A 26,274-nucleotide genomic window follows, 5' to 3' on the forward strand; every position below is an offset into this window, starting at 1 on the left:
TGGCTCTACTTATCGACTACTGTCTTGCCTATCGGTGCAACAGCTATCGCTGCCAGCTTCAAATGCTGGATACCAAAAGGTATGCCTATGATGGTGACAAAGCAAAACAGGGCAGACATCAGATGCGCCAATGCCAGCCAGAGACCGGCAAAGATGAACCAGATGATATTGCCTATCATGCCCAGCGCCCCGGTACCTATATCTTCTTGCCCGCTGACATCTGCACGGTTCACGACTTCTTTACCAAAAGGCATGAAACTGAGCTGCCCTATGACAAAACATGCCCTGCCCCATGGTATGCCGATGATGCTGATAAAAGCGACCAAACCCGCAAACCACCATGCCAGCCCGGTGATGAAGCCCCCAAAAATCAACCACAGAATATTGCCCAGTAAACTCATCGCTACTTCTCCTTATTTTTCTAATTTGTTGACGCCAAACATTTTATTGGCAAAAAATCCAGATGGCGAGATAAATCGGAGATATGTCCGGCCTTCACTCATAGCGCAAACAATCGACAGGCAATAAGCGCGAAGCGCGGCGTGCCGGGTAAAAACCAAAGAAGATACCGACAAAGCTGGCGAAACCACAGGCTACCACCATGGCCTGCAAGCCGATGACGACTTCCAGTTTGCCGGTAGAGGTAATCGCAGCAGCACCGGCCATCGCCAGCAAGATACCTATGATGCCGCCGACCAGGCAGATGACTACTGCCTCGGTCAGGAACTGTAGCAACACATCACGCGGCTTGGCACCTATCGCCATGCGTATGCCTATCTCGCGGGTACGCTCAGTGACTGACACCAGCATGATATTCATGATGCCTATGCCGCCGACAATCAATGAAATAGCACCGATGGCACCCAGCATGGCGGCCAGCCCGGCACTGATCTTGGCCCCGGTCTCAGCAATCGAAGCCAGGTTATCGATACGAAAATCATCTTCCTGCCCGGCCTTGATATGGTGGCGGTCACGCAGCATGTCCTTGATATCTTCCTCTGCATCTTTCAACTGCTTGTCGCTCTTGCCCTGCACCACGACATAATGCACATTGCGCGGGAAAGGGCTGCGCATCAGGGTGGCACGGGCTGAGGTAATCGGGATCAACACCATCTCACCCAGATCACCACCATCAAACATGCGGCCCTCCCCCTGCAAAACGCCAACCACCTGGAAAGGCACATTGTCTATGCGCACGAACTGGCCTATGGGATTGTCCTTGTAAAAAAACTGGTCGGCCAGTTTCTTGCCGATGATGACCATGCGTGCAGCGCCACGGATGTCGGAATCGCTGAACTCATTGCCCTGATCGACTTTCCAGTTGCGCACCTTGAACATTTCTGGCGTGACACCGAGCACCGCATTGTTTGAATTGTCGTTGCCGACGGTCAGCTGGAAAAACCCTTGCAAGGCAGGTGCAGCGCCATTCAAACTGCTTAAATCATTCAGTGCCAATGCGTCTTCTACCGACAGCGAAGGGGCAGTACCGGTACGTGCGCGCACACCCTGGGTACGGTTGGCACCGGGCGAAATAATCATCAGATTACTGCCCAATACTTCCAGCTCCTTGGCGATGAATTTTTTCGCGCTTTCACCGACGGCCAGCATCATGACGACCGAGGTAATGCCGATGATAATGCCCAGCATGGTCAGCGCCGTGCGCAGCCGGTTGGCATTCATGGAACGAAATGCTTCTATAAAAACCTGGAGGAAATTCATTTGCTACCTCCCTGTGTTTCTGAATATTCAGCATGTGAGGCTGCCAGCTGGCGCAAGCCTTCTGCCGCCGGGCCATCATATAAAACATGGCCATCCTTGAGCCGCACCAGCCGTTTGCTGTAAGCCGCGATATCCGGTTCATGTGTCACCAGCAAAATGGTAATGCCACGGTCGGCATTCAATTGCTGCAAGGAGCGCATGATGTCTTCGCTGGTCTGGGTATCGAGGTTGCCAGTGGGTTCATCCGCCAGTATCAGTGGTGGATCAGCCACCAGGGCACGGGCGATGGCAACACGCTGTTGCTGCCCGCCTGACAATTGATTTGGCAGGCGTTTGGCATATTCTTTCAGGCCCACTCTTTCCAGTTCAACCAATGCCTTCTTGTGCGCCTTGTCACGCCCGACACCTGCATAGATCAAAGGCAGGGCGACGTTTTCAGCCACACTCATGCGCTTGATGAGATTAAAACTCTGGAATACAAAACCTATGGTGCGGTTGCGTATGGTGGCAAGTTCGGCACGCGACAGGCTCAGGGTATCAACACCATTAAGCAGATAAGAACCGCTGGTGGCCTGGTCCAGGCAACCGAGTATATTCATGAGCGTGGATTTACCGGAACCGGACTGCCCCATGACGGCCAGAAAATCGCCGCGCGGCACCTGCACATCTATGCCGTGCAAAACCTTGGTCTCTACACCGCCAGAGAAATAACTCTTGCTGACCTGGCGTATGGCTATCAGAGTATCGCTCATCAGCGTGCTCCAGATTTGTCCAGTGCGCGGGTAATGACTTTGTCACCGGGTTTCAAATCACCGGAAATGACTTCGGTATATTTGAAGTTGGACAAACCGATTTTGACATCCACTGTCTTGGCCTGGTTTTTATCATCGAGTTTGTAGAGTTTGAAAGTGCGGGTCAGGTCTTTTTTGGTACGGAAAGCTACGTCATCATCAACATCCGGTGCAGGCAGATTGGCAGATGCTGAAGCTGCGCTTGAAGCAGATCCACTGGCATTTTTTTCCTTGTCCTTGAGTGCCTTGGCTTCTTTGGCCTGCTCTTCTTCGCTAGGCTTGTAACGCAGGGCTGCGGTTGGAATGCGCACCACATTTTCGCGACTGCCAACGACCAGGCGCACTTGTGCTGTCATGCCGGGCTTCAGCAATTCGTCCTTGTTGTCCACATCCAGCACCACGTTATAGGTCACCACATTCTGCTGCACATTGGCGGCGAGGCGGAACTGCCGCAGCCTGGCTTCAAATTCACGGTCAGGATAAGCGTCGACAACAAAGCGGGCGGGAAGCCCATCTTTCAAGGAACCGACATCGGCTTCCGAGACGCTGGTATCGATCTGCATCTTGGTCAGGTCACGCGCAATCTGGAACAGGTTCGGCGTCTGGAAAGAAGCTGCCACTGTCTGCCCCATATCGATGGTGCGCTTGATGATGACACCATCTATGGGTGAACGAATGACGCTGTTATTCAGGTCGGCCTTGACACGGTCCAGCTGCGCCCGCGCCAGTTTAATATTGGCATCTGCCACTTCCACTTCGCGTTTGGCCTGGTCCATGGCCGTGCCGGAGATATAGTTTTGCGTGACCAGTTTCTGGTTACGTTCCAGCGTGGCCTGGGCCAGACGCCTCGACGCTTCGGCAGATGCCAGGCTGGCTTCGCTTTGCTTGATCTGGGCATTGAAGATGGTAGGGTCAAGCTTGAGCAAAACCTGGCCCTGCTTGACGCGATCATTAAAATCCGCCTTCAATTCCACCACGGTGCCGGATACTTGCGAGCCGACATTGATCAGTGCCACGGGATTAAGCGTGCCGCTGGCGGTAACGGTCTGAGTGATATTGCCTTTATCCACCACGGCGGTTTTGTATTTGGGTTCTTCTTCCTTGGCCTTGTTGTTCTCTCTCTGATAGTACATGGCAACTGCACCAGCGACGAGTAAAAGAGCAATGGCTACAAAAACGCGTTTCTTCGTGAACACAGGCATGATAAGAGATATCCCAGGTTGTTATTTAGGCAGCAATAGATTAAAAGTAGAGCGAATATAGACCAGCGCTTAAAGATTTCGTTCAATACGGAAAAACCAGGCTATACCCAGAGCCAGCGCAGCCGTCGACAAGGGCACCGCAAGCCAGACGCCATATAACATACCAACCACGATGCAGGCTGCCCATGAAAAACTGGTCGCAGCCTCCAGCAAGTTGGACATCAATTGTGTCTGCCCGCGTTTATTGAACTGAGCACGGTTGGCAGGCTTGGATTGCCACAAATGCACCAAAGCCGAACTCAGCATTGCAGCCAGGGTACAGGCGATGACGGCCAGGCCCAGCAAAAATTGTTGTATCAGCAGCCAAAGCAGCGCTGGCAAAATCAGCATCAATATCGGCAAGACCGCTGCCAGCAGTTTGCTGGTGAGGATGAGATTGGGCTTGACTGGTGCCGCTTGCAACAAGTCCGGCGCATCTTCAGCAGCGATGATGATCCAGATCAGTGAACCAGCCAGCGAAGCCGCCAGGAAAACCAGCCCCGATGCCACACCGGGCAGCAATGCCTTGGATTTGAAAATCAAAAAGAACAAAGGGGCGATGTATAAAAGCTGCAACAGGACCTGGGAAATCAGATTCGGGTCGCGTGCAATCAAACGCCATTCTTTGACGATGATGGTGGCACGCAAGCTACGGCCAAAGCGGGTGGCATGTTGTGCAGCTTTCTGCCCACCAGCTGGTATTGCCTTGCGTTGCTGCCCCACTGCCTGCTGCACACCAGTAACAAAAAAACGATGGGTGGATTGCGCCGTCAGCCAATAAATCAAGCCACTGAAGAGCAGGAAGCCCGTAATCGCCGTGGGTGAACCAAACAGCGCCCGGGCTGGTGTCCATACCAGGCTGTCAGCATCCAGTGCGCCGCCGGGCTGGAACCAGGGCATGATATGTTGCAACACACCATCGCGCATTTCCTTGCCCAGGTTGCCAAATAGCTGGCTGATAATGAACATGCCTGCACCGGTAAGTGCGCCCAGGATTTGTGCAACTGTTTTAGTTTTACGCACTCCCAGGCTTTTTACCAAAGCCAGGGTCAGCAGCATGGCCAACGCTGTCGCCAACACCGTCATGGCAAGCAAGGCAGGATAAATGCCCAGCCAGCGCCATTGCCCCAGTATCAACCCTACATTCGCTACTGGCGTCAACCAGGCAAAGAACCAGATACCGACAGAAAAAATAATACCGGTCAGCCTGACCTTGAAGATGGTTTTTGATGACAAGGGAGATGACAACAGCAAATCCAGATCACCGCGCTCAAACAAGGCGTGCACACTGCGTGTCAAACCCAGCGACAGCATGAAGCTGAACACTACCAGCATGACGATGCCAGCCCCCATCAGCAAGGGTGCTGGCACGGCCTCTTGCAAGGGCGGCATCTTGCGCATCAGCAGCCAGGCACCGACATGGACAGACAGATACATGAAACCTATCAGCCACATGCCGAATACTGACATACCACGAGCAGCCTTGCGGCCAGGCTTGCTCTCGCCCATATCGTAAAATGCCAGACGACATTCATGCGCCAGCAACCAGATGGCGCTGCCCGGTTTCAATTTCAGCCAGGCGGCCATCATGCAGGCTCCGTCAATTGCAGGAAGATTTCTTCCAGCGTCCCCGCAGTCTGGCTGGTCTGGCTGCGCAATTCTTCCAGCGTGCCTTCGGCGATGAGTTTGCCGTTTTGTATGATGCCTATGCGTTCAGCCAGACGTTCTGCCACATCCAGGATATGGGTAGTCAGGATGACGGTGCCACCCTGTTTGACATGGTTCAGCAAGACATCCTTGACCTGCCTGGCAGCGGCTGCATCCAGACCCGTGAGAGGTTCGTCAAGAATGATCAGTTCAGGCTGGTGTATCAGCGCCCCCGCCAGTGCCAGCTTTTGCTTCATGCCACGCGAAAAACCTTCGGTCAGTTCATCTGCATGCTTGAGCAAATCCAGCCATTCCAGCAATTCACGCGCTTTTGCTTCGGCGACTTCTGCTGCCACACCCCACAGACCGGCAACAAATTCCAGGTACTCAAAAGGCTTGAGTTTGTTATACAACATGGGGTCATCAGGCAGATAGGCCAGCTTGCTCTTGGCCAGCGCAGGGTCGGCAGCCAGTTCCTGCCCCAGTATGTGTATGCTGCCACTGTCTGGTGAGATCAGGCCTGCCACCATGCGCAAGGTGGTGGTTTTGCCCGCACCATTTGGCCCCAGCAAGGCATATAACTCACCACGGCGCACGGTAAGATTCAGGTTCTCTACGGCGGGCCTACCAAAGTTTTTGCAAAGCGCGTGCAACTCCAGAGCAGTAGCTGTCATTTTCGGCAATGTTGTTTAAAAACTAGCCATTGTATGCCGAATTTGCACTATGCAATCAGGTCGTTTTAAAGCGAGGGAATTTCAAGTGAATGCCGCACCATACCCGAGAAGGGTAAGGTGCATGCAATGATCAAAAAGGACTAACTGAATACCGGCACATGCGGATCAACACCGCCAAAGCGTATCTCTGGATGACGGTTACTGACGAGCTGCTGGATTTCTGTTATCCGTTTAAAAGGCACATCCACCATCAGCAAGACTTTGCCGTCTTCTATATCTTCCATAAAGGGCTTCAGGCTGGAACTGGGTATGGACTTGGCCGCCTTGGCCGATGCCCAGGAACCAAACAGGGAGCCGCCAATGGCAGATACCAATACCACCAGTATGCGCATTTCCATCCCTTCTGGCGGGAAAATCAGCCATAGACCACCTGCCAGCAAACCCGCGATACCACCGATCAGCATGCCCACTTCGGCACCATGGATGAGGTCAGTTTTTTGGAAGGAATTGGCTTCCGGCATATCGGCGGGGAGCATGCCTTCTTTGGCACAAAAATGCATGTGTCGCTCATCAATACGTGCAAGTAAAAGTTCATCCAGCATAGCCCTGGCACTGCCCAGGTCAGGCAACATGAAATACAGTCTGCGTCTCATGACTATCTCCATAGAGGTAAGAAAGCACTGAGGCAGTTGCGATGATATCGCGGTGACCACCATGGTCAGGGGACAAGACAGCAAGCATCAGCAACCCAAGTGGGAATACCGACAGGATGCGCAACTGCCTTAATCTTTGTTATAGACAATTCCCGACAAAATACAAATGGCAAATTACTCTTGAATTATCCAGAATTCATAAGCATAAATCGCAGGATTTGATAAAAATTCACTTGACCTGTCCATGCATAGCCTGAATACTGGAATTTCTCTGGGAACATGATTTTTACCCAGCCTTACAGGCTTGCTAAAACGACCAATAAAATGACCAGTGATTGGCTACATTGGGCTACATTTGCAGTATGGGACTGAGATGAAAAAATTCATTTGCCTGCTCGCTTTGCTGTTCAGTCTGCCCAGTCAGGCACAGCAGGCTGCTGATGGGCAAATCAAATGGGTCACGGCAGAATTGCCACCTTATCTCTGGCTGCAACATAATCTACCGCAAGGCTATGCCTATGAATTGATTGTGACCATGTCTGCACAACTGGGACGCAAACCCGACCTGAGTATTTATCCCTGGGCCAGGGCAGTGAAGATGACCAGGGAAGGTCAGAATTATGGCGTCTTCCCTCTGGACAGGACAGCGGACCGGGAAACCGGTTTTAAATGGCTGATACATTTAGGTTCAGCGCCTAACCGTTTTTTTGGCAAGAGATCTACGGTGGCTGGCAGTGTCAATATAGAAAATGCCTCGCTGGAACAGTTACGCGGTTTGCGCGTAGGCATAGTGCGCGGCTCTTCGCTGGAAAAAGATTTGCACGCGCAAAATTTTCGTAATATCCAGTATGAAAAAGATTATCAGAGCCTGCTCAAGCTATTGCAACTGGGTGGCCTGGATGCTGTTTATTCAGGCTACTCCATCATGACATCAGCGATAGAAGAATATGGCTTTCGCCTTGAAGATTTCACCACCGGCCTCAACATGGGCAGCGCCGAACTATACATGGCCAGTTCAATGAATGTCAGTGAAGATGAAGAACGCGCATGGCGCAAAGCTTATGAAGTTTTGCAAAAAGATGGCACGGTACAGAAGCTGCGCAAGAAATATTTTTCCTGGGAATAAAGACCTCGCTGTTTTTGCAAAGCGAGGTCTTCGGGAATGAACAACGGTGATTGTTATTCTCCCATGGGTGTACACAATTCCACCAAACTGCCATCCGGACAACGCAGGTAAGATACCACCTGTCCCCAGGGTTTTTCAGCTGGTGCAGTCAGCTCTTGCGCTCCAGCAGCAATAGCCTGGGCATGTGCCGCTGCTACGTCTGCCGTGGTAAATGCGACTTCCATTCCCAGCGGCTTTTCTGAGCTGTGCGCCGCCACATGGCCGCAGGAATAATTCATGTCGCCCATGGCGTGCGCAGCAAAAGCCAGTGTCGTGGCACCGGTATCAAGTTCGCCATACATGCCCGATTCATGCAGGAAACGGGTAGCGAAACCGAAGGCTTTTTCAAAGAAGGCCAATGATGCGGTGACATCGGGGACGTAGATAATGGTGTAGGCAAAGTTCATTATTCATTCTTTCATTTTGTAGCAGGTTAAAGCTGCCCTCGTCATGAGACAAGGGCATTGCGCATCAAATCAGTTATTCTTTAATACCCCATTGCGAAAACATCCAGGCCATATTGAATGCCCCTTCACGCAAGGCATCATAACGCCCAGATGCACCGCCATGCCCGGCAGCCATATTGATTTTCAACAGCAGCGGGGTTTTATCGGTTTTGAAATCGCGCAATTTGGCCACGTATTTGGCTGGTTCCCAATACATGACCTGGCTGTCATTCAAACTCGTCGTCACCAGCATGGCTGGATAGGCCTTGTGGGCGATATTGTCATAGGGTGAATAGCTACGCATATAGTCATAAGCTGGCTTTTCATTTGGATTACCCCATTCCAGATATTCACCTGTCGTCAAAGGCAGGCTGGCATCCATCATGGTGTTCATGACATCAACAAAAGGCACGGCAGCATGCACGGCACGGAACAAGTCAGGGCGCATATTCACGACCGCCCCCATCAACAAACCACCGGCACTGCCGCCCTGGATAATCAGCTTGTCGGCACTAGTCCATTTTTGTTTGATGAGGTAATCGGCACTGTCGATGAAATCATAGAAAGTATTTTTCTTGTTCATCAACATGCCATCTTCATGCCAGTGCTCGCCCATGTCGCGGCCACCGCGTATATGTGCCTGCACATAGATCACACCACGGTCCAGCATACTCAGGCGACTGGAGGTAAAGGTCGCTTCGGTTGAATAACCATAGCTGCCATACGAATACAACAGCAAAGGCGCCGAGCCATCGAATTTCACGCCTTTTTTATACACTGCCCAGAGTGGCACTTTGACGCCGTCCCTGGCGGTCATCCACAGGCGGCGGCTTTCATATTTGCTGGCATCATAACCACCAACTATTTCCTGCTGCTTGAGTACATAACGCTGGCCAGTCGCCATGTCCACATCCAGAGTGGTCACTGGTGTCACCGGTGACTGGTAAGACATGCGGAAGCGGGTAGCAGAAAATTCTGGCGTGCCAGCACCAGTGGCAAGATAGACTTGGTCATCAAACTTGACCGTCTTCCATTGCTTGTTGTTGAAGTCATAGATACGGACACGATTCAGGGCCTGGGTCTTTTCAGTGATGACCATGTAATCCTTGAACAGGTCAGCGCCAAAGACCAATACTGCAGGATCATGTTTGACCACTTCCTGCCAGTGCTTGCTGTCTGGTGTTGCCAGCGGTGCCCGCACGACACGGAAGTTTTTTGCATCCTTGTTGGTGACGATATACAAATCACCATTGCGGTGTTCCAGAAGATAGCGGTGGCCTTTTTCACGACCCAGTACGCTATGAAATTTGTCTTGCGGCTTGTCCGCCGCCAGCAGCATGACTTCACTGGTATCGGTGGCGTGGATATTGACGACAATGAACTTCCTGTCGCGGGTGGTATTGACTTGCAGGTCAAACTGCTCGACGGCTTCATGCAGGACTTCTACCGGCGGCTTGCCGATTTCCATGCGGAACAAGCGGTCAGAGCGTTTGGTGGTGACATCTTCCTGCACAAAGAAGAGCGTCTTGTTGTCAGAAGCCCAGGCCATGGAAGTCACGCGCGGCTGGCTGTCGCTGAGTATGTCGCCAGTGCGCAGATTTTTGATTTGTAGTTGATACTGACGATAACCTGTCGTATCGGTGGTATAAGCCAGCAATTGCTCGTCAGGGCTGACGGAACTGCCGCCAACGGCAAAGAATTTTTGCCCCTTGGCCATTTCATTCTGATCCAGCAAAATTTCTTCTGCGGCCTTGTCGTCGTATGCCATGTCAGCGCCAGCGTGGCGGCGGCAAAACAACTGATATTGCTTGCCCGCCTCGGTACGCGAATAATAATAGTAATTACCGCGACGTACGGGCACGGACAGGTCCACCTCTTTCATCCTGCCCTTGATTTCTGCATACAGTTTTTCCGACAGGGGCTTGATGTCTGCAGTCAGTGCTTCGGTATAGGCATTTTCTGCATTCAGGTAAGCAATGACCTCAGGATTTTCTTTTTTCTGCAGCCAGCGATAATCGTCAGTGACAACTTCGCCATGCCGGGTTTCCTGCCATTTGACTTTTGCTGCCACGGGTGGCACGGGAGAAGAGCCCGGGGTGGGCTCAGCAGCCAGCACCAGACCGGAAGTTGCCAGACCAAGTACACTGGCTGACATGAGTACAGACATCTTTTTGATAGACACTTCAACTCCTGTATGAAATTAATTAAGGCATTCTAAAGCGATGCCAACAAAACAAGGAAACTTTTCTTTCATTGCTGCAATGCGGGATTGATTGGTCTTCATGGACCTTGAAACCGGCTGGTCATGAGACTGTTATAAACTAAAAAAGTTTTCATATATGTAATTTGAGCGCTGTCGTATGCCATTTTCATTTTTCGGATATGCTTGCTCGATATTTTTTGCAAATGTGATTGCAAAGACAACTAAATTTGAAGGAAGACACCGTGAGCACTCTGTTAAACCGACGCCTGGCGCTACTAGATAGCGATGCAAACCGCCCTTTGCTGGCCCGTGGCTTGCGTGGCATAGAGCGAGAAACCCTGCGTGTGCATGCCGATGGAAAACTGGCTTTGACGCCACACTCGCCAGCCCTGGGTTCGGCGCTGACCAATCCGCAAATCACGACTGATTATTCCGAATCCCTGCTGGAATTCATCACCCCTGCCGAACCAGACATTGCCACCGCGCTGGAAGAACTCGACAATATCCATCGCTTTGCATACACGGCCATGGGTAATGAAATGCTGTGGCATCAGTCCATGCCCTGCAGCCTGCCGGAAGAAAAAGATATCCCTATCGCCTGGTATGGCAATTCGCATATAGGCATGATCAAGCATGTGTATAGGCGTGGACTGGCCCTGCGTTACGGCAAAAGCATGCAATGCATCGCTGGCATCCATTACAACTATTCGCTGTCTGAAGATTTGTGGAAAGTTTTGCAGCAGGCAGAAAATACCAGCGGCAGTGCCATGCACGTGCAGTCTGAAAATTATATTTCCCTGATACGCAATTTCCATCGCTATAGCTGGTTGCTGATGTACCTGTTCGGTGCCTCGCCTGCCCTGTCCACTCCTTTTTTGCGTGGCCGCCCGCATCAACTGGAAACTTTATCCGACGATACCCTGTACCTGCCCTACGCGACCAGTCTGCGCATGAGTGATCTGGGTTACCAGAACAATGCCCAGTCTGGCCTGGTACCGCCGTATAACACCCTGCTGGAATACATGCGCAGCCTGTCGCTGGCTGTGCGCCAGCCATATCCTGCGTATGAAAAAATAGGCACGCGGCAAAACGGGGAATGGGTGCAAATCAATACCAATGTGCTGCAAATTGAAAACGAGTTTTATGCCACGATACGGCCAAAACGCGTCATCAAAACTGGTGAGCGTCCTGTCGAAGCCCTGTGTGCACGTGGCGTGCAATACATAGAAGTGCGCTGCATGGATGTCAATCCTTTCGACCCGCTCGGCATCAGCCTGGAGACTTCACGCTTCCTTGACGCCTTCCTGCTGTATTGTGCGCTGGAAGAAAGTCCTTTGACGAATCAGACTGAAGGCGATGAAAATGTCGAGAATTTTGCCCTTACCGTCAAGCAAGGCCGCCGTCCTGGCCTGATGCTGTCGCGCCATGGCGAGCCTATTTCACTGCAGGACTGGGGCAAGGAATTACTGGAACGTATCGCGCCGGTAGCAGCCCTGCTGGATGCACAACGTGGAGATGGCAGCCACGCGCAGGCCATGCAGGTGCAAACTGAAAAACTGCAACACCCTGAACTGACACCATCAGCCAAAGTACTGGATGCCATACGCGCAGCAAATAATTCTTTCACCCAGTTCGCCCTGCAACAAAGTACGCTGCTGGCTGAAGAATTCCGCGCCCGCCCACCAGCACCAGACCAATTGGACCTGTATACCAAAATGGCAGAAAAATCCCTGGCGGAACAGGCTGAAATGGAAAGTTCGCAAAGTGGCAGTTTTGATGAGTTTATTTCTCATTACGGTTCGCGCACTTCCAGCGAAATATGCTGCGAATCCTTTAACGAAGCGTCCTTGATGCAAAATATCGAAGCACAAGCTGCACATTAACTCCAGCTTCATTTCTACTCATTTTTACTCTGTTATCAGGGACTGTTGCGCACCTTACCGGCTGTCACCAGTCCCTGCGTCATTGCTTTTCCGTACCCTTGGTGCGCAAGTCTTCACGCTGCTTTTCATATTGCTCGTAAGTGGTCTTGTTTTGTTGCAGGCAAGTCTTGCGTTCATTCCAGTCCTGGAGTTTTTCACATTGACGCTGGTTAGAGTCTTGCCCTATGTCATACACAACGGCGCAGCCTGTCATCGCTATTTGGCTGGAAAGAATGAAGGACAGGACGGGTAATTTTTTAAACATGGCAACTTGGGTAAATTTATTGAATCAAAGTAGTAATCCGCTATAAGCTGCAAGATAGACAGGAGTAAGCCGAATTTAGTTCCTGCAAAGATTATTTATCCAGTCGGAAAAATAAAAACCCGCTTATGCAGAGCACAAGCGGGATGGTCTCATAAAGAAAACGGTTTATTCTTTTTCAAACAAATTGCCAAGACCACCAAGTACCGAGCCCTGCTCACCGCCATTGCTGCCGCCTATTTTTGAAGCACCAACAATACGGTTGGCCAGGCGTGCCAATGGCAAGGATTGCAGCCAGACTTTGCCCGGTCCGCGCAAATGGGCAAAGAACATGCCCTCACCACCGAACAAGGCGGTTTTGACACCACCAACGAACTTGATGTCGAAATCCACTTCCTGGGTAAAGGCCACCACGCAACCGCTATCGACGCGCAGGGTTTGTCCGGGATGCAGGGTCTTTTCTATGATCGCACCACCGGCATGGACAAATGCCAGGCCATCACCTTCGAGTTTTTGCAGGATAAAACCTTCACCACCGAAAAAACCGGCACCCAGGCGTTTTTGAAAGGCGATGCCAAGTGACACGCCTTTGGCTGCACAAAGAAAAGCATCTTTCTGGCACAGTAAGGTGCCGCCCAACTGATCCAGATGCATGGGGATGATCTTGCCAGGATATGCCGCACCGAAGGCAACTTTTCTCTTGCCGACGCCACCGTTCATGAAGACCGTGGTGAACAGGGATTCACCCGTCACCAGACGTTTGCCAGCACCCAGCAACTTGCCGAAGATGCCGGTCTGGCCAGCAGAACCATCGCCAAAGATGGTTTCCATCTGTATGTCGTCTTCCATGTAAAACATGGTACCGGCTTCACCTATGGCGGCTTCACCTGGGTCGAGTTCGACTTCGACGAATTGCATATCGTCGCCAAAAATTTCATAATCTATGACATCCATCGCCATGGTAGTTCCCATACAGTAAAAATAATCCGCAAACCCATGCGGCAGTGCTGGGCATTTTATGGAATTTTTGGATTTTAGGGTAGATAGTGACAGCGGTAATCTTTTAAGAAAATTACCGCCGCTTGTTGTGCACCTTGTTCCCATTGTGCCTGTCACTGGCGATATCTTTAGTCTAGCAAGGTCGCCGTATCAACGACCGTGGCATATTCACCCTGCAAATTGCTGAGTGCATGTACATGGACTTCTTCTGCAGTCTGTGGCTTGCCGTGCAAATCCAGCCTGTCAAAGCTGAAGCAGGCATCAGCAACTACCGTGGTGTTAAAACCGAGGTTACCGGCACTGCGGGCTGTCGCCTCGACTGACATATTGGTACTGACACCGACGATCACCAGGTCTTTGATAGCACGTACATGCAGCCAGCGTTCCAGACCTGTATTCACGAAGGCATCGGTCACATTTTTTTCGACCACATGCTCACTGGCCAATGGCAGCAAATTCTCTTGAAATTCATTGCCTGGCTGACCTGGCCAGAATACTGAAGTGGGTGATCGCGACATATGCCGGACATGCACGATTGGCTTTCCTGCCGCACGCCATGCTGCCAGCAACTGGCGTATGTTCTCTTCTGCACCCGAATTATTCCTGCGTCCGGATTTGAGATCAGCCATGCCGCGTTGCATGTCGATGATGATCAAAGCTGTGTCTTGTTTTTTCATATTTATTCGCTCATGTATCCACTACGTAAAGCCCTGACCCAGTCTTCACGTCCACGCAAGGCCGCAAGTTCTGCCATTTGCTGATACGCATAAGGGACATTGATCAGGCTGGCAGCCCAGCCGTGCTGCATCTTTTCTATGATGGCATAACGCGCATCCGGCGAACCTGATTCTATCTTGTGCGGGTAAGGGTAATCATATTCATAGGCCGGGTGGCCAACGCTGCCAGGATTGACGATGAGCTGCCCCTCAGCGGTGCGCACACTGCGGGCGACATGGCTATGTCCGCAGGCTATCACTGCGGCAGTTTGCTGCCCCAGCCTTTCTTTGATTTCCTGCGCCGTGGCATTCCTGTCTGCCACTTGCAGCAAGGTGGTGGTATCACTGCCAGGGGTGCCATGGCAGAGCAAGACTTCTTCATTCAGGCGCAGCACAGGTTTGAGGCTGGCGATCCACGCCTTTTGTTCTGCGGTGATTTGCTGGTGTGCATAAGTATCGCCAGAACCTGAGCGCTCATTCAATTCCAGAATCTGGCGTTCATGATTACCAGCCAGATGTATCCAGCCAGCTTGCGACATCAAAAAATCTGCAGTCTCTTTTGGCAACAAGGGGCCAGACAGGCTGTCGCCCAGATTGACTACCTGATCTACACCACGCAAGCGCAGATCAGCAGTGACCGCTTCCAGTGCAGCCAGATTACCGTGTATATCTGAAATCACTGCGACGCGCATATTTGTTTACTCCGTTCTATCTGCTATATCTGCTTGTGAAAGAAAGTCGTGCCACAAAATTCACCGTCAGGCATCAAGGCGTAGTTGGGTACCACACCTACCTTCTGCCAGCCAGCACGTTCATACAGACGTTCAGCATCACCACCAGTGACGGTATCCAGCACCAGCACAGTCTTGCCCTCAGCTATGGCAGCTTTTTCTACTGCCGCCATCAAGGCTTGTGCGATACCACGGCGGCGGCCCTTCCTGTGCACCAGCATCTTGGCCACATCGGCGCGGTGCGGTTGGTTGTCTGGCATGGCCGTAATCAATTGTACCGTGCCTATGATTTCGCCGTTGTCATCCCTGGCGACCAGCAAGATGCGCTCCTCGCGCGCGACTCCATCAGCAACTCCCTGCCAGAATTGCAAAGCACGTTCGCGCGGCAAAGGCCACATGAAGCTGACGGATGCGCCACCGGCTACACAGTCCGTCAAGACATCGGCCAATGCAGCTACATTTGCCTGCGCTTCTGCGGCGTCAAGAATCTGGATGTGGACTTGCTCTGACATGATCTACTCCGTGAATTGAAAACTGAAAGAGGCCGCTACTTGCACAGCGCCACCAGATAACGTGCCGCGACTTTTCCAGGATTATGGAAAGTAATCGGCTTATCCAGCGCCATGGATAGGCAATCGCCAGTCTGCAAATCCCAGGCTTGCTCGCCCACATGCAAGCGCATCTCGCCTGCCAGTATCCAGACTTGCTGCTGTATATCCACATCACGGTGGAAACTGTCATAGCGCACAGTTTGCCCCGCCGGGAATTCAACTTCCACCAGTTGCAGAGGCGAAGGCAGGCCGGGGGACAGATTGCGGCGCATATAGCCAGAAGCGGGATCAGTCCAGCATACCTGTTCGGCCAGACGCGAGACTGGTGAAGCCACCGCTGCAGGCGTGCTGTCTTCAAACAGGGAAGCCAATGTCACACCCAGGCCCACGGCCAGCTTGTCAAGCGCGGCTGCAGTGGGGCTACTCTCGCCTCTCTCTATGAGCGAAATATTCGAACGGCTAACGCCGCTGCGCTTGGCCAGCGCGTCGAGCGAGAGTTTTTGCTGATCACGCAAGTCACGCACCCTGCGGGCAATAATCGTATTGATATCCATAAATTCCATTATATAGGATATTTAAATCCTGTAAACTGGAAATTATTTCTATCACCCCTTGCGACTACATCCCGCCGCGATCAGGCTTGCGTCAGTTGTTTGATCGCTGCCACCAGCTTGTCGAGGTCGTCCAGACTGGTGTACAGATGCGGTGTCACCCTGACGATGTCATGCCCGTCAAGGTCGCGCGTGACGGTGAATATCTTGTGCTCGCGCATGAGGTAATCGACGATCGCATGACCAGAATTGCCAGCGATGCCAAAACCGGCAATCGCACAGGAACGTTGAGGGTCCGTCGGTGTCATGATGCGCACATCTGGCAATCCACGCACCTGATTGACCCAGTATTGCGTCAGGTAGCGCAGGCGCGCTTCCTTGTTGGCCGAACCTATCGATGCATGAAACTGCAGCGCATCCAGCACCGTCAGGATATTTGCTGGCGGCACCGTGCCGACTTGCGTGAATTTGAAAATTTCATTGTCAGCAAACTTGGCATTGCCAAACAGCGGCGCAATATCGGCGACCCGGTTCTTGCGTATATACAGCATGCCCACGCCCAGTGGCACGCCCAGCCATTTGTGCAAATTCACGGCGACAAAATCTGCGCCCAGCTCTGTCATGCGATAGTTCAGATGAGCAAAGGAATGCGCCGCATCAACCATGACATCCACCCCATGCCGCCTGGCCATGGCCGTGATCTTGGCGACCGGCATGATCTGCCCTGTCCTGTGCACGATATGGGTGACCAGTATCAGCCTGGTCCTGGGTGTGATTGCCTGCTCATATTGGGCCACAATCTCCTCATCACTGACAGGGTCGAACGGCAACTGCAAATGCCGCAATTGTATCTGCTTGCGCTGTTCCAACATCAGCAGGGTATCGATGACGAGATCGTAATCATGGGTAGCGAGGATGACTTCATCACCAGCCTGCAGGGGATAACCTTGCAGCAAAATATTCATGCCCTCAATCAGATTGCGGGTCAGCACCAGCTCTCCCTCATCCACCCCGCAAAAATCCTTGAGCGCCTGCATGACTTGCACAAACATGGGCGCATAACGCACGCGCAGAAAATACGAAGTCTCGGCATTCACCTGCGCCTGATAGCGCTGGAAAGCTTCAAACACAGGCCGCGCCTGTACGCCAAAATAGCCGTTTTCGAGATTGATGAAATCTGGTGAGACCGTGTACTGGTCACGGATATCTGACCAGTAAGCCTCATCATCTGCTGCAATGTGTTGCAAATTATTAGACAAAACAAACTCCTGTTTTAATTACGGACATTAAGCGTGTGATAATCTGGTTATGAATGACAGACCGTCATTCCCATATGGGCATTTATAAAGAGATATGCTCCGGGATGAAAAAGTTCCCTTTAACAAATTAAATGGACACATCAATATTGTTAGTCATCAACTTTTGCATCATTGCGTCTTTATGCGAAGATCAGGGCAAATAACACCACCACTGTTACTGGCCATACGTAACAACAGTGCCAACTTACACGAAGAAGTGCAGCAAATGATAGCGCAAGACGATGGTCTTGATCACATCGCTGGCGGTGAGGGGCCTGCGTTAAAACTGGCTTCCTACAATGGCCGCTTTGATGTGGTCAAATTGCTGCTGAATGCAGGTGCTGCAGAATGTCAGCTTCAGTGGACAGACGTCATGCAGGAAGTCGCATTTGGAACGACTGCGAGTCTTAAGCAAAAAATCGAAGAAACCGGTGACCTCGAAGCAGCAGACTTCTTATCGCGCACAACATTTTTAATTGCAGCTCTTCTTGGTGATATTGAAAAAGCGCGTCTATTGCTCAAACTTGGCGCAAATAGAGAAGCCGTGGGTTTTGGCGGCAGAAATGCGACGCAATATGCGGTCCAGACAAATCAAATACCTATGTTGACATGGTTGCTTGATGAGGGGTTCAGTATTGAAGCCACTGACAATCACCTTAATACACCCTTAATCTTGGCGGCAGAACTTGGGTTGACTGACTGCGTAAAATTTCTGCTTGAACGAGGTGCTGATGTCTCGAAGGGCAATCATATTCCTTATCGAGCAATTCGAGTGGCAAAGAATTTGGATATTGTTGATCTGCTCGTCGCTTGTGGCGACGACATCAACGACATCAGCCCCAAAATGCATGCGAATTTACTGAGAATAAAACACAATGCTTCACCTGTCGTATCAAAAGATGATTATCTCAATGGAAGATATAGAGAATTCGGTACAGCTAACGCCATAAAAACCAATAAACCCTTTTGGTTGGCGATGATACGCTCGGGCGCATCTGCATGGTGCGCGAATGAAATGTTTCACGATGATGGCAGTCACGATGGCAACATCATCTGGTGTTATGACCGCCATGGCCGGACAACTACCGTCTTACCGGATGGTCGCATCATAGAAATTGGTGGTGAGCACGAAGATTTTTATGACCCAGATTTTTGCATCTACAACGATGTCAGCGTATTTAAAAAGAATGGCGACATCACTATCTATAGCTATGCTCCAGAAATCTTCCCGCCTACTGATTTCCATACAGCGACACTCGTTGGTGAAGACATATACATCATCGGCAGATTAGGTTATCCGAAAACACGGATTGCCGGGTTTACGCCTGTCTATAAACTGGATACGGAATCACTGAAAATCAGTCAGTTTGACACTACGGGCGACGGCCCTGGCTTTATCAGCGAGCACAGGGCAAGACTCAAAGATGACAAGATTTTTGTGTCCGGTGGCAAGCAGATCGTGACGATAGACGGTAAAGCAGACTATATCGACAATACCGAAAATTATCAGCTATGTCTGAAAACTGCAGTGTGGTCAGTTGCATAAACCTATTTTAAAAAATCTGTCATCTGTTGGTCATAATTGATCAATTCGCGGCAAAAGCCGCTTGTTTCTTGCATTCTACGTATAGCTCCTCTAGCATGGCGTGGTTAACTTTTAAGCACCCGCTCATGTCTGCCTTGCCTGAACTGAATGAACTGGAACGTATTATTGCCCTTGGCCGCGGACAGCTGGAGGTGGATGTATTGTGCGAGGTCGCGCTCAAGCACAGGCAATTCCCGGTGTATAAGCTGGCGCTCGGCAACCCTGATCCCAGCCTGCCTGCCATCGGTTTTTTTGGCGGCATACATGGGTTGGAGCGCATAGGCACGCAAGTCTTGCTGACGTTCTTGCGTGGCCTGCTGACACGGCTGTCCTGGGACAAGAGCCTGCAGCATATGTTGCAGGACGTGCGCCTGGTATTCATGCCCTTGATCAATCCGGGCGGCATGTGGCAGGCGACGCGCTGCAATCCCAATGGCGTCGATCTGATGCGCAATGCGCCTATCGATGCTGACGACAAAGTTCCTTTCCTGCTCGGTGGTCATCGCTATAGTCCACACCTGCCCTGGTATCGCGGCCCGGCTGGTGTAGAGATGGAGGCAGAAAATCTGGCACTATGTCGGACCGTGCAGCAGGAGTTATTATCGCGCCCGTTCAGCATGGCGATAGATTGCCATTCCGGCTTTGGCTTGCGCGACCGTGTCTGGTTCCCGCATGCGCATAGTGTGCACCCTATCGATCATCTGGCTGACATACTGGCGCTGGAAGAACTGTTCCAGCAAACCCATCCCAACCATTCTTACCTGTTTGAACCGCAAAGCCTGCAATATCGCACCCACGGCGATGTCTGGGATTATCTGTATTTGCAGGCACAGCAGGACAGCAGCAAGACCTTTTTGCCACTGACGCTGGAAATGGGTTCATGGTTATGGGTCAAGAAAAACCCGCGCCAGTTATTTTCACGGCATGGCATGTTCAATCCGGTGGCAGAGCACCGCCTGCACCGCGTCTTGCGCAGGCATAATTCCTGGCTGGATTTCCTGATGCGGGCAACTTGCGGCCATGCACAGTGGCTGGCGCAAGGCCCTACCCGCCTGCGTCTACAGGAACGTGCCGTGGCACGCTGGTACAGGCCATGACGACCTGGATATTATTGCGCGGCCTCATGCGTGAGAGCAGGCATTGGGGAGATTTTCCCGTGCGCTTCCAGCAAGCAGTGGGAGCTGAGCGCGTTCTTTGCCTGGATTTTCCTGGCAATGGGCAATTGCATGCTGAGCATAGCCTGACCACAGTAGCAGCAATGGCCGATTACTGTCATCAGCAATTGCAGGTACAAGGAATAGCAGGACCAGTGCATGTGCTGGCAGTTTCACTGGGGGCGATGGTGGCGCTGGCCTGGGCCGACAAATACCCGGATGATTTACAACGCGTGGTGTTGATCAATACCAGCGTGGCACCACATAATCCTTTTTACCATAGGCTGAAACCGGCAAATTATCCTGCACTGATCGCCACCATGCTATTCGGTTCGAACATGCAACGCGAGCACCTGATACTGCGTATCACCAGCAATTTGCAAACCGATCAACAGGCAAAAGAAATCATCACGCGCTGGACAAGGTATGCGCAGGAAAAGCCCATCAGTGTTGGAAATATTTTGCGGCAATTGCTGGCCGCCATGCGCTTTCGTGCGCCGCACTACTCGGGCAAAGTTCCGCTACTCTTGCTGGCGGGTGAGCATGACAAACTGGTCAATGCAGATTGCTCGCGCAAACTGGCAGGGCGATGGCATTGCCCTCTGCACCTGCATCCCAAGGCGGGCCATGACTTGCCGCTGGATGATACGGACTGGGTGATACAGCAGGTATCAAGCTGGCAGACGAATACTATTTTTGCGCCAGCTCTGCAATCAGAAAATCAATAAACACCCTGACCCGCAAAGGCAGGTGGCGGTCACGCGGATACAGCAAAGAAAATGGCCGTGTACGTCCCCTGAATTCCTGCAGCACCTCTACCATGCGGCCAGCGCGCAAATCATCTTCGACCATGAAACGTGAAGATTGCAGCAAGCCTGCACCATGTCTTGCCAGGGTAATGATGCCCAGCAAATCTTCTGAACAGGTGAGACCACCTTTTGTCGGCCAGTCTATATCGACGCCATCGCGCCTGAATATCCAGACTATATTCTGCCCGGCACTGGGCAAGACAAATTGCAGGCATTCATGCTGGTCCAGGTCTTCAAGTTTTGTCGGTACGCCAAAGCGCTGCAGGTATTCCGGTGCGGCACAGACCACGATCTCGGTATCTTCCAGCCGACGTGCAATCATGCCTGAATCCGGCGGGTTGCGGCCACGTATCACCAGGTCAAAACCATCGGCCGTGAAATCGACATTACGGTTACTGAGTTGCAAATCCAGTTTGACCAGCGGGTACATCTGGCGAAATTTTGCCAGCAATGGTAATACCCGGTAATGCCCATAAGGCGTGGGCATGCTGATACGCACCAGACCTGCAGGCTCAATTTGCTGGCCGGATACTTCACGCTCCGCTTCCACCAACTGGTTCAGCGCCTGGCGGCATTGCACAAAATACGCACGTCCTGCCTCCGTCAGGCGCAATTGCCGCGTGGTGCGGACAAACAGGCGCACGCCTATGCGCTCTTCCAGCCTGGCGATGGAACGGCTGACAGCCGCTGGCGTCAGCCCTGCCGCATTGGCCGCATCCTTGAAGCTTTCCAGCTCCGCTGCCATGCAAAACAATTCTATGCTGCCCAGTAAAACATCCGCAAATTGTCGATTCACATTACACCATGTAATTTATAAAGTAACTTTCGCCTAGTTTATCAACTATTTCGTTTGGCATAGTATGCCGCCATGCCCTGCCACCTTGACAGTGCAGCCAGTCAACTCTTATTGAAAGCCCAAACCCATGAAACTCTATTTCTCCCCAGGTGCCTGCTCCTTATCTCCACATATCATCCTGCGTGAAGCCGGTCTCGATTTCACCCTGCAAAAAGTCGATACCTCTATTCATAAAACTGCCGATGGCGTGGACTTTTACAGTATCAATCCCAAAGGCCAGGTGCCAACCATGGAAATGGATGACGGCCAGATATTGACCGAAGGTTCCATCATTGCCCAGTACATAGCTGAACGCGCAGAAAAACGCGACTTGCTGCCAGCATCTGGCATGGCACGCTACCGTGTACTTGAATGGCAAAACTACATCACCTCAGAACTGCATAAGTCCTTCGCCCCACTGTTTGATCCTGCCATGAATGCCGAAGGCAAAGCCCTGATCGCTGGTTTGCTGCGCAAGAAATTCGCCTGGGTCAACAGCCGCCTGGAAGGCCGCACTTACCTGACTGGCGATACCTTTACCGTGGCCGACGCCTATCTGTTCACCGTCAGCGGCTGGAGCAAATATGTGAACCTCGATATCAGCGACTTTGCCCACCTGCAAAACTTCATCGCCAGCGTCAAGGCCAGGCCGCATGTACAGGCCGCACTAAAAGCAGAAGGCCTGCCTTCCTGATATCATCAACAAAAAGAGCAAGCCATGCCCTATGTACACATACAGGTCACCCGCGAAAATGTCAGTGCTGCACAAAAAGCTGAACTGATCGCCGGTGCCACTGATTTGCTGGTGCGCGTACTCAATAAAGATCCTGCCACGACTTTTGTCGTCATAGAAGAAGTGGATACAGATAATTGGGGAGTTGGCGGTATACCGGTCACGCAATTGCGTCAAATGCAGCAAGCGTAGCAACACTGAATAATGCAGCAGCTTAACGCTGCTGCATACATCTCAAAAAAGGCAAAAATGGAAACCGCATACCCCGACATCATCGCCATGCTGAACCAGTATTTCGACGGCATACACCACAGTGACACCAGCATACTCGCCAAAGTATTCCACCCCGAAGCCCATTACTACTGCGCCACCGAAGGCCATTTACTGCACCTGGACATGCAGCAATACTTCCCCGTAGTCGACAAACGCCCCTCCCCCGCCAGCAAAAACGAAAAGCGCCGCGACCGCATCGTCTCACTGGAAATGGCTGGCCCGGTAACCGCTTTCGCCCGCGTGGAATGCGCGATTGCCAACAAGTTTTTTACTGATTTTTTAACTTTGGCGAAACTGGATGGCAGGTGGCAGATTGTTAGTAAGGTGTTTCATTTTGATTTGATGGATGTTTGAAAGATTTATTAAAAAAATTACCTCTCGATGAGTCGTATTCGAGCAATATGAAACAAGGTCGAGTGGACGTTGGTTTTGAATTTGAAGTTGTTTTTGAATTTGATTTTTTGCAGTTCCCATGTGTCGATGCCTTTGCTGTAAGGCAGAAAATGGAAAAAGAAGGATCGATGTTTGAGCGCAGCGAGTTTTCGAGCCTTCCCATTTTTTGACTTGCAGCAAAGGGAACCCCCTTTAGGGGGCAGCGATGCCTGGGTCGCCTTTTTGGCACACCTTTTTGGCGAAGCAAAAAGGTGTGTAGCCGCCGGGCTACCCCCGGTCGGCAATCGTAAATGACGAATACTGACATATGAAAATCAAAACATTCAAACACTACGAATCTGAAATTATTCCAGTCAATAGCTTGGCTACAAACGCCGCTGGATTCCAGCTAAAAGCACGCTGGAATGACGTTAATAATGGTTTAGATAATCGAAAACTCACAGCTCGACTAACTTCTAGAAAAATCGAGCTGGTGCGCCAGCCTAGTGAACTGCTGCCAAACAAAATCACGTTACTGAGATTACCGCAATTTGTAGGAAAACCACCCGAGCAAATGCCGCTCCAAGATTTTTTAAACAATAAGTTGTACACTGTGCCACACCAGAGTCCACAACCAGACTCAAGGCAAGCTCCGCATAAAGGCGGGCTGAAAGCAAGGCCGTATTGAGTATCAAGAACAGACCAGAACCACACTGGCCTGCCGATTGAATTTCTTAGCCCCAAAACCATGCCCGAATCCAATAGCCTGGCTAACACGGCCACCAGCGTGCGCACTACAGCGCCACACATCATCCGAGAGCTGGAAAACGGACTGCTCGCCGATGCCGCCCATACCTCACCCAAGTATTTCTATGACGCCGTGGGTTCGGTATTGTTTGAAGCGATCTGCGTACTGCCAGAATATTATCCCACCCGCACTGAAGCAGAAATTTTCACGCATCACATGGCTGACATGGCGCGTGTCATCGGCATAGGTGGCAGCCTGATCGACCTGGGCGCAGGCAATTGCGCCAAGGCAGCGCGACTTTTTCCAGTTTTGCATCCTGACCAGTATGTACCCATCGATATTTCTGTGCATCATTTACGGGATGCCGTTGGCAGACTGCAACAACGCTTTCCCCATATAGAAATGACGGCACTGGGTCTGGATCTGGCGCAAGACTGGAAGCTGCCCGCCGAAGTAAGGCGTGACAAGCGCCTGTTCTTTTATCCCGGTTCATCAATAGGTAATTTTGAGCCGGAAGAAGCACTGGCATTCCTCTGTCATTTACGTGCAGCCTGTGACCGCGACGGCGGCATCCTGATCGGAGTTGACCTGATCAAGGACAAGACCTTGCTGGATGCAGCCTATGATGACAGTCTCGGTGTGACTGCAGCCTTTAACCTGAATCTGTTACGCCACATCAATCATTTATTGCATACTGATTTTGATGTCAGCCAGTGGCAACATGAGGCTTTTTTCAATACAGAAAAATCCCGTATAGAAATGCACTTGCGCGCCAGGGAAGATATCCAGGTCACCTGGCCAGATGGGCACAGAAATTTCATCAAGGGTGAACACATACACACGGAAAACAGCTATAAATACAGCATACAGGGCTTTAATGCCTTGCTGGCCGATGCTGGCTTTTCCCATAGCTGTCACTGGACAGACAAAAATGAATGGTTCGCCGTCATCCATGCCACAGCTGCTTAATCCTCTACGGGGTCAAACCATGCAAGAAGCAGGCATAGTTGAACGCTGGCAAGAAATCCGGCTACGTTCAGTCGCTATCGCCGCGCCGCTGTCTGCTGAAGATTGCATGGCCCAGTCCATGCCCGATGCCAGCCCCATCAAATGGCACCTGGCGCATACGACATGGTTTTTTGAGACCTTCATACTCGAACAGTTTGAAACCGGCTTCCAGGCATTTCACACTGACTTCAGGGTACTCTTCAATTCCTATTACAACGGTGTTGGTGACAAGCACCCCCGCCCGCAACGCGGCTTGCTGACCCGTCCATCGCTGGAGACTGTCCTGGCCTACAGACGCAATGTGGATGAACGCATGCTGCGCTGCCAGGATAAACTCAGCGATGCCCGCTTTGCAGCCTTGCTGGAACTGGGCATGCAGCATGAACAGCAGCATCAGGAATTGATGCTGACTGACATCAAGCACCTGCTGTCATGCAACCCTTTGTTTCCGGCCATGTATCCAGCAAACGACATGCCTAAACCCCTGCCCATCTCAAACACCCTGAGCTGGCAAGACTACGATGCCTGCCTGTGTGAAATTGGCCATGAAGGCAAGAAGTTTTCCTTTGATAATGAAGGGCCACGGCACCGCCAGTTCCTTGAGCCTTTCCAGCTCGCTACCCGCCTTATCAGTAATGCCGAATACCTGGAATTCATAGAAGATGGTGGCTACCAGAATCCCGCCCTGTGGCTGGCCGAAGGCTGGGACTGGATCCAGCAGCAAAACTTGCGTCACCCACTGTACTGGCGCTACGACTTCCAGCAAGACTGGCAGGAATTTAGCCTGCATGGTTTGCTGCCGCTGAACCCGCAACAGACACTGGGCCATATCTCTTACTTTGAAGCAAGCGCCTTTGCGACTTGGGCGGGGGCACGCCTGCCTACTGAAGCAGAATGGGAATACGCAGCACAGCAACATGAACTCGAAGGCCAACTGAGCCAGTTATTTGATCATGGCTGGCAATGGACCAGCAGTAGCTACAGCCCCTACCCCGGCTTTGTCCCGGCTGCAGGCGCAGTCGGTGAATACAATGGCAAATTCATGGTCAACCAGTACGTCTTGCGCGGCTCTTCTGCCTTTACCCCGGCAGGCCATAGCCGTATCACTTACCGGAATTTTTTTCCGGCAACCGCACGCTGGCAACTGACTGGTTTGCGCCTCGCCCGTTCACTTATTGAGGAGTAGTT

General features: G+C 51.6%; 29 protein-coding genes. 12 read left to right on the top strand and 17 right to left on the bottom strand.

All coding sequences use genetic code 11. The features are described from left to right. Positions 1-5 precede the first annotated feature (5 nt). From ACO0LD_RS21180 to ACO0LD_RS21210, 7 genes are all read right to left on the bottom strand, one after another. Entirely contained in the window at positions 6-401 is a 396-nt protein-coding gene (locus ACO0LD_RS21180; protein WP_423010161.1) for a YccF domain-containing protein, read from the bottom strand. Positions 402-495: 94 nt separating this feature from the next. Continuing rightward, complete coding sequence (locus ACO0LD_RS21185; RefSeq protein ID WP_422951974.1) at positions 496-1,719, bottom strand: ABC transporter permease; 1,224 nt, start codon at positions 1,717-1,719, stop codon at positions 496-498. Further along, positions 1,716-2,471, bottom strand: a complete 756-nt coding sequence (locus ACO0LD_RS21190; RefSeq protein ID WP_423010162.1) for an ABC transporter ATP-binding protein — start codon at positions 2,469-2,471, stop codon at positions 1,716-1,718. Before ACO0LD_RS21190 ends, ACO0LD_RS21185 begins: the two co-directional genes overlap by 4 nt. Then, positions 2,471-3,712, bottom strand: a complete 1,242-nt coding sequence (locus tag ACO0LD_RS21195; RefSeq protein WP_423010163.1) for an efflux RND transporter periplasmic adaptor subunit — start codon at positions 3,710-3,712, stop codon at positions 2,471-2,473. Before ACO0LD_RS21195 ends, ACO0LD_RS21190 begins: the two co-directional genes overlap by 1 nt. A 69-nt stretch (positions 3,713-3,781) precedes the next feature. Beyond that, positions 3,782-5,341 (bottom strand): putative ABC transporter permease subunit, encoded by a 1,560-nt coding sequence (locus ACO0LD_RS21200; RefSeq protein ID WP_423010164.1) that lies wholly within the window; start codon positions 5,339-5,341, stop codon positions 3,782-3,784. After that, entirely contained in the window at positions 5,338-6,072 is a 735-nt protein-coding gene (locus tag ACO0LD_RS21205; protein ID WP_423010165.1) for an ABC transporter ATP-binding protein, read from the bottom strand. Before ACO0LD_RS21205 ends, ACO0LD_RS21200 begins: the two co-directional genes overlap by 4 nt. A 140-nt stretch (positions 6,073-6,212) precedes the next feature. Further along, the gene (locus tag ACO0LD_RS21210) at positions 6,213-6,725 is read right to left on the bottom strand and encodes a DUF1269 domain-containing protein (RefSeq protein ID WP_423010166.1); all 513 of its coding nucleotides are present in this window, start codon (positions 6,723-6,725) and stop codon (positions 6,213-6,215) included. 373 nt (positions 6,726-7,098) lie between these two features. Here ACO0LD_RS21210 and ACO0LD_RS21215 point away from each other — a divergent pair, with 373 nt between their 5' ends. Continuing rightward, positions 7,099-7,851 carry a substrate-binding periplasmic protein gene (locus tag ACO0LD_RS21215; protein ID WP_423010167.1) on the top strand — a complete coding sequence of 251 codons (753 nt, stop codon included), beginning with the start codon at positions 7,099-7,101 and terminating at the stop codon, positions 7,849-7,851. A 53-nt stretch (positions 7,852-7,904) separates the two neighbouring features. On the opposite strand, the gene ACO0LD_RS21220 is transcribed toward ACO0LD_RS21215, so the two are convergent. After that, positions 7,905-8,297, bottom strand: coding sequence for a VOC family protein (locus ACO0LD_RS21220; RefSeq protein WP_423010168.1), 393 nt, complete (start codon positions 8,295-8,297; stop codon positions 7,905-7,907). A 73-nt stretch (positions 8,298-8,370) separates the two neighbouring features. Then, complete coding sequence (locus ACO0LD_RS21225) at positions 8,371-10,518, bottom strand: S9 family peptidase (protein ID WP_423010169.1); 2,148 nt, start codon at positions 10,516-10,518, stop codon at positions 8,371-8,373. A gap of 263 nt (positions 10,519-10,781) precedes the next feature. Here ACO0LD_RS21225 and gshA point away from each other — a divergent pair, with 263 nt between their 5' ends. Continuing rightward, a complete protein-coding gene (gene gshA / locus ACO0LD_RS21230; RefSeq protein ID WP_423010170.1) occupies positions 10,782-12,422 on the top strand; it encodes a glutamate--cysteine ligase in 1,641 nt (546 codons plus the stop codon). Positions 12,423-12,501: 79 nt separating this feature from the next. On the opposite strand, the gene ACO0LD_RS21235 is transcribed toward gshA, so the two are convergent. From ACO0LD_RS21235 to ACO0LD_RS21265, 7 genes are all read right to left on the bottom strand, one after another. Then, on the bottom strand, positions 12,502-12,726 hold the full coding sequence (locus tag ACO0LD_RS21235; protein WP_423010171.1) for a hypothetical protein: 225 nt from the start codon (positions 12,724-12,726) through the stop codon (positions 12,502-12,504). 165 nt (positions 12,727-12,891) lie between these two features. After that, positions 12,892-13,683, bottom strand: a complete 792-nt coding sequence (locus ACO0LD_RS21240; protein ID WP_423010172.1) for a TIGR00266 family protein — start codon at positions 13,681-13,683, stop codon at positions 12,892-12,894. A gap of 167 nt (positions 13,684-13,850) precedes the next feature. Then, on the bottom strand, positions 13,851-14,399 hold the full coding sequence (locus tag ACO0LD_RS21245) for a cysteine hydrolase family protein (RefSeq protein WP_423010173.1): 549 nt from the start codon (positions 14,397-14,399) through the stop codon (positions 13,851-13,853). A gap of 2 nt (positions 14,400-14,401) precedes the next feature. Then, positions 14,402-15,130 carry a metallophosphoesterase family protein gene (locus tag ACO0LD_RS21250; protein ID WP_423010174.1) on the bottom strand — a complete coding sequence of 243 codons (729 nt, stop codon included), beginning with the start codon at positions 15,128-15,130 and terminating at the stop codon, positions 14,402-14,404. Positions 15,131-15,153: 23 nt separating this feature from the next. Further along, a complete protein-coding gene (locus ACO0LD_RS21255; RefSeq protein WP_423010175.1) occupies positions 15,154-15,681 on the bottom strand; it encodes a GNAT family N-acetyltransferase in 528 nt (175 codons plus the stop codon). 35 nt (positions 15,682-15,716) lie between these two features. Then, positions 15,717-16,274, bottom strand: a complete 558-nt coding sequence (locus tag ACO0LD_RS21260; protein ID WP_423010176.1) for a helix-turn-helix domain-containing protein — start codon at positions 16,272-16,274, stop codon at positions 15,717-15,719. Positions 16,275-16,354: 80 nt separating this feature from the next. Next, entirely contained in the window at positions 16,355-17,530 is a 1,176-nt protein-coding gene (locus ACO0LD_RS21265) for an aminotransferase class V-fold PLP-dependent enzyme (RefSeq protein ID WP_423010177.1), read from the bottom strand. 265 nt (positions 17,531-17,795) lie between these two features. On the opposite strand from ACO0LD_RS21265, the gene ACO0LD_RS21270 reads away from it, so the two are divergent. From ACO0LD_RS21270 to ACO0LD_RS21280, 3 genes are all read left to right on the top strand, one after another. Further along, positions 17,796-19,115 carry an ankyrin repeat domain-containing protein gene (locus tag ACO0LD_RS21270; protein ID WP_423010178.1) on the top strand — a complete coding sequence of 440 codons (1,320 nt, stop codon included), beginning with the start codon at positions 17,796-17,798 and terminating at the stop codon, positions 19,113-19,115. A gap of 125 nt (positions 19,116-19,240) precedes the next feature. Beyond that, the gene (locus ACO0LD_RS21275; RefSeq protein WP_423010179.1) at positions 19,241-20,251 is read left to right on the top strand and encodes a M14 family zinc carboxypeptidase; all 1,011 of its coding nucleotides are present in this window, start codon (positions 19,241-19,243) and stop codon (positions 20,249-20,251) included. Further along, positions 20,248-21,036 (top strand): alpha/beta fold hydrolase, encoded by a 789-nt coding sequence (locus ACO0LD_RS21280; protein ID WP_423010180.1) that lies wholly within the window; start codon positions 20,248-20,250, stop codon positions 21,034-21,036. The genes ACO0LD_RS21275 and ACO0LD_RS21280 overlap by 4 nt, the downstream gene beginning before the upstream one ends. Here ACO0LD_RS21280 and ACO0LD_RS21285 read toward each other — a convergent pair. Next, a complete protein-coding gene (locus ACO0LD_RS21285) occupies positions 20,999-21,913 on the bottom strand; it encodes a LysR family transcriptional regulator (protein WP_423010181.1) in 915 nt (304 codons plus the stop codon). The genes ACO0LD_RS21280 and ACO0LD_RS21285 overlap by 38 nt on opposite strands. A 127-nt stretch (positions 21,914-22,040) precedes the next feature. Here ACO0LD_RS21285 and gstA point away from each other — a divergent pair, with 127 nt between their 5' ends. The 7 genes from gstA to egtB all read left to right on the top strand — a co-directional run bounded on the left by gstA (position 22,041) and on the right by egtB (position 26,272). Continuing rightward, positions 22,041-22,646: a glutathione transferase GstA gene (gene gstA / locus ACO0LD_RS21290; RefSeq protein WP_423010182.1), complete on the top strand. Its 606-nt coding sequence runs from the start codon at positions 22,041-22,043 to the stop codon at positions 22,644-22,646. Positions 22,647-22,670: 24 nt separating this feature from the next. Continuing rightward, positions 22,671-22,877 carry a tautomerase family protein gene (locus ACO0LD_RS21295; RefSeq protein ID WP_423010183.1) on the top strand — a complete coding sequence of 69 codons (207 nt, stop codon included), beginning with the start codon at positions 22,671-22,673 and terminating at the stop codon, positions 22,875-22,877. 57 nt (positions 22,878-22,934) lie between these two features. After that, entirely contained in the window at positions 22,935-23,312 is a 378-nt protein-coding gene (locus ACO0LD_RS21300) for a nuclear transport factor 2 family protein (RefSeq protein WP_423010184.1), read from the top strand. Beyond that, complete coding sequence (locus ACO0LD_RS21305; RefSeq protein ID WP_423010185.1) at positions 23,309-23,521, top strand: hypothetical protein; 213 nt, start codon at positions 23,309-23,311, stop codon at positions 23,519-23,521. Before ACO0LD_RS21300 ends, ACO0LD_RS21305 begins: the two co-directional genes overlap by 4 nt. Positions 23,522-23,658: 137 nt before the next feature. Next, complete coding sequence (locus ACO0LD_RS21310) at positions 23,659-24,018, top strand: hypothetical protein (protein WP_423010186.1); 360 nt, start codon at positions 23,659-23,661, stop codon at positions 24,016-24,018. Between the two features lie 60 nt (positions 24,019-24,078). Then, positions 24,079-25,047: an L-histidine N(alpha)-methyltransferase gene (egtD, locus tag ACO0LD_RS21315; RefSeq protein ID WP_423010187.1), complete on the top strand. Its 969-nt coding sequence runs from the start codon at positions 24,079-24,081 to the stop codon at positions 25,045-25,047. After that, positions 25,031-26,272 (top strand): ergothioneine biosynthesis protein EgtB, encoded by a 1,242-nt coding sequence (egtB, locus tag ACO0LD_RS21320; RefSeq protein ID WP_423010188.1) that lies wholly within the window; start codon positions 25,031-25,033, stop codon positions 26,270-26,272. The genes egtD and egtB overlap by 17 nt, the downstream gene beginning before the upstream one ends. The last annotated feature ends 2 nt before the right edge of the window (positions 26,273-26,274 follow it).

Origin of the sequence: Undibacterium sp. Ji83W (genome assembly GCF_049340385.1) — a bacterium.
In the GTDB taxonomy this organism is placed as follows: domain Bacteria; phylum Pseudomonadota; class Gammaproteobacteria; order Burkholderiales; family Burkholderiaceae_D; genus Undibacterium.

Coding starts and splice junctions, on each gene's coding strand:
- ACO0LD_RS21180 (WP_423010161.1), bottom strand. CDS start 401: ATGAGTTTACTGGGCAATATTCTGTGGTTGATTTTTGGGGGCTTCATC.
- ACO0LD_RS21185 (WP_422951974.1), bottom strand. CDS start 1,719: ATGAATTTCCTCCAGGTTTTTATAGAAGCATTTCGTTCCATGAATGCC.
- ACO0LD_RS21190 (WP_423010162.1), bottom strand. CDS start 2,471: ATGAGCGATACTCTGATAGCCATACGCCAGGTCAGCAAGAGTTATTTC.
- ACO0LD_RS21195 (WP_423010163.1), bottom strand. CDS start 3,712: ATGCCTGTGTTCACGAAGAAACGCGTTTTTGTAGCCATTGCTCTTTTA.
- ACO0LD_RS21200 (WP_423010164.1), bottom strand. CDS start 5,341: ATGATGGCCGCCTGGCTGAAATTGAAACCGGGCAGCGCCATCTGGTTG.
- ACO0LD_RS21205 (WP_423010165.1), bottom strand. CDS start 6,072: ATGACAGCTACTGCTCTGGAGTTGCACGCGCTTTGCAAAAACTTTGGT.
- ACO0LD_RS21210 (WP_423010166.1), bottom strand. CDS start 6,725: ATGAGACGCAGACTGTATTTCATGTTGCCTGACCTGGGCAGTGCCAGG.
- ACO0LD_RS21215 (WP_423010167.1), top strand. CDS start 7,099: ATGAAAAAATTCATTTGCCTGCTCGCTTTGCTGTTCAGTCTGCCCAGT.
- ACO0LD_RS21220 (WP_423010168.1), bottom strand. CDS start 8,297: ATGAACTTTGCCTACACCATTATCTACGTCCCCGATGTCACCGCATCA.
- ACO0LD_RS21235 (WP_423010171.1), bottom strand. CDS start 12,726: ATGTTTAAAAAATTACCCGTCCTGTCCTTCATTCTTTCCAGCCAAATA.
- ACO0LD_RS21240 (WP_423010172.1), bottom strand. CDS start 13,683: ATGGCGATGGATGTCATAGATTATGAAATTTTTGGCGACGATATGCAA.
- ACO0LD_RS21245 (WP_423010173.1), bottom strand. CDS start 14,399: ATGAAAAAACAAGACACAGCTTTGATCATCATCGACATGCAACGCGGC.
- ACO0LD_RS21250 (WP_423010174.1), bottom strand. CDS start 15,130: ATGCGCGTCGCAGTGATTTCAGATATACACGGTAATCTGGCTGCACTG.
- ACO0LD_RS21255 (WP_423010175.1), bottom strand. CDS start 15,681: ATGTCAGAGCAAGTCCACATCCAGATTCTTGACGCCGCAGAAGCGCAG.
- ACO0LD_RS21260 (WP_423010176.1), bottom strand. CDS start 16,274: ATGGATATCAATACGATTATTGCCCGCAGGGTGCGTGACTTGCGTGAT.
- ACO0LD_RS21270 (WP_423010178.1), top strand. CDS start 17,796: ATGATAGCGCAAGACGATGGTCTTGATCACATCGCTGGCGGTGAGGGG.
- ACO0LD_RS21275 (WP_423010179.1), top strand. CDS start 19,241: ATGTCTGCCTTGCCTGAACTGAATGAACTGGAACGTATTATTGCCCTT.
- ACO0LD_RS21280 (WP_423010180.1), top strand. CDS start 20,248: ATGACGACCTGGATATTATTGCGCGGCCTCATGCGTGAGAGCAGGCAT.
- gstA (WP_423010182.1), top strand. CDS start 22,041: ATGAAACTCTATTTCTCCCCAGGTGCCTGCTCCTTATCTCCACATATC.
- ACO0LD_RS21295 (WP_423010183.1), top strand. CDS start 22,671: ATGCCCTATGTACACATACAGGTCACCCGCGAAAATGTCAGTGCTGCA.
- ACO0LD_RS21300 (WP_423010184.1), top strand. CDS start 22,935: ATGGAAACCGCATACCCCGACATCATCGCCATGCTGAACCAGTATTTC.
- ACO0LD_RS21310 (WP_423010186.1), top strand. CDS start 23,659: ATGAAAATCAAAACATTCAAACACTACGAATCTGAAATTATTCCAGTC.
- egtD (WP_423010187.1), top strand. CDS start 24,079: ATGCCCGAATCCAATAGCCTGGCTAACACGGCCACCAGCGTGCGCACT.
- egtB (WP_423010188.1), top strand. CDS start 25,031: ATGCCACAGCTGCTTAATCCTCTACGGGGTCAAACCATGCAAGAAGCA.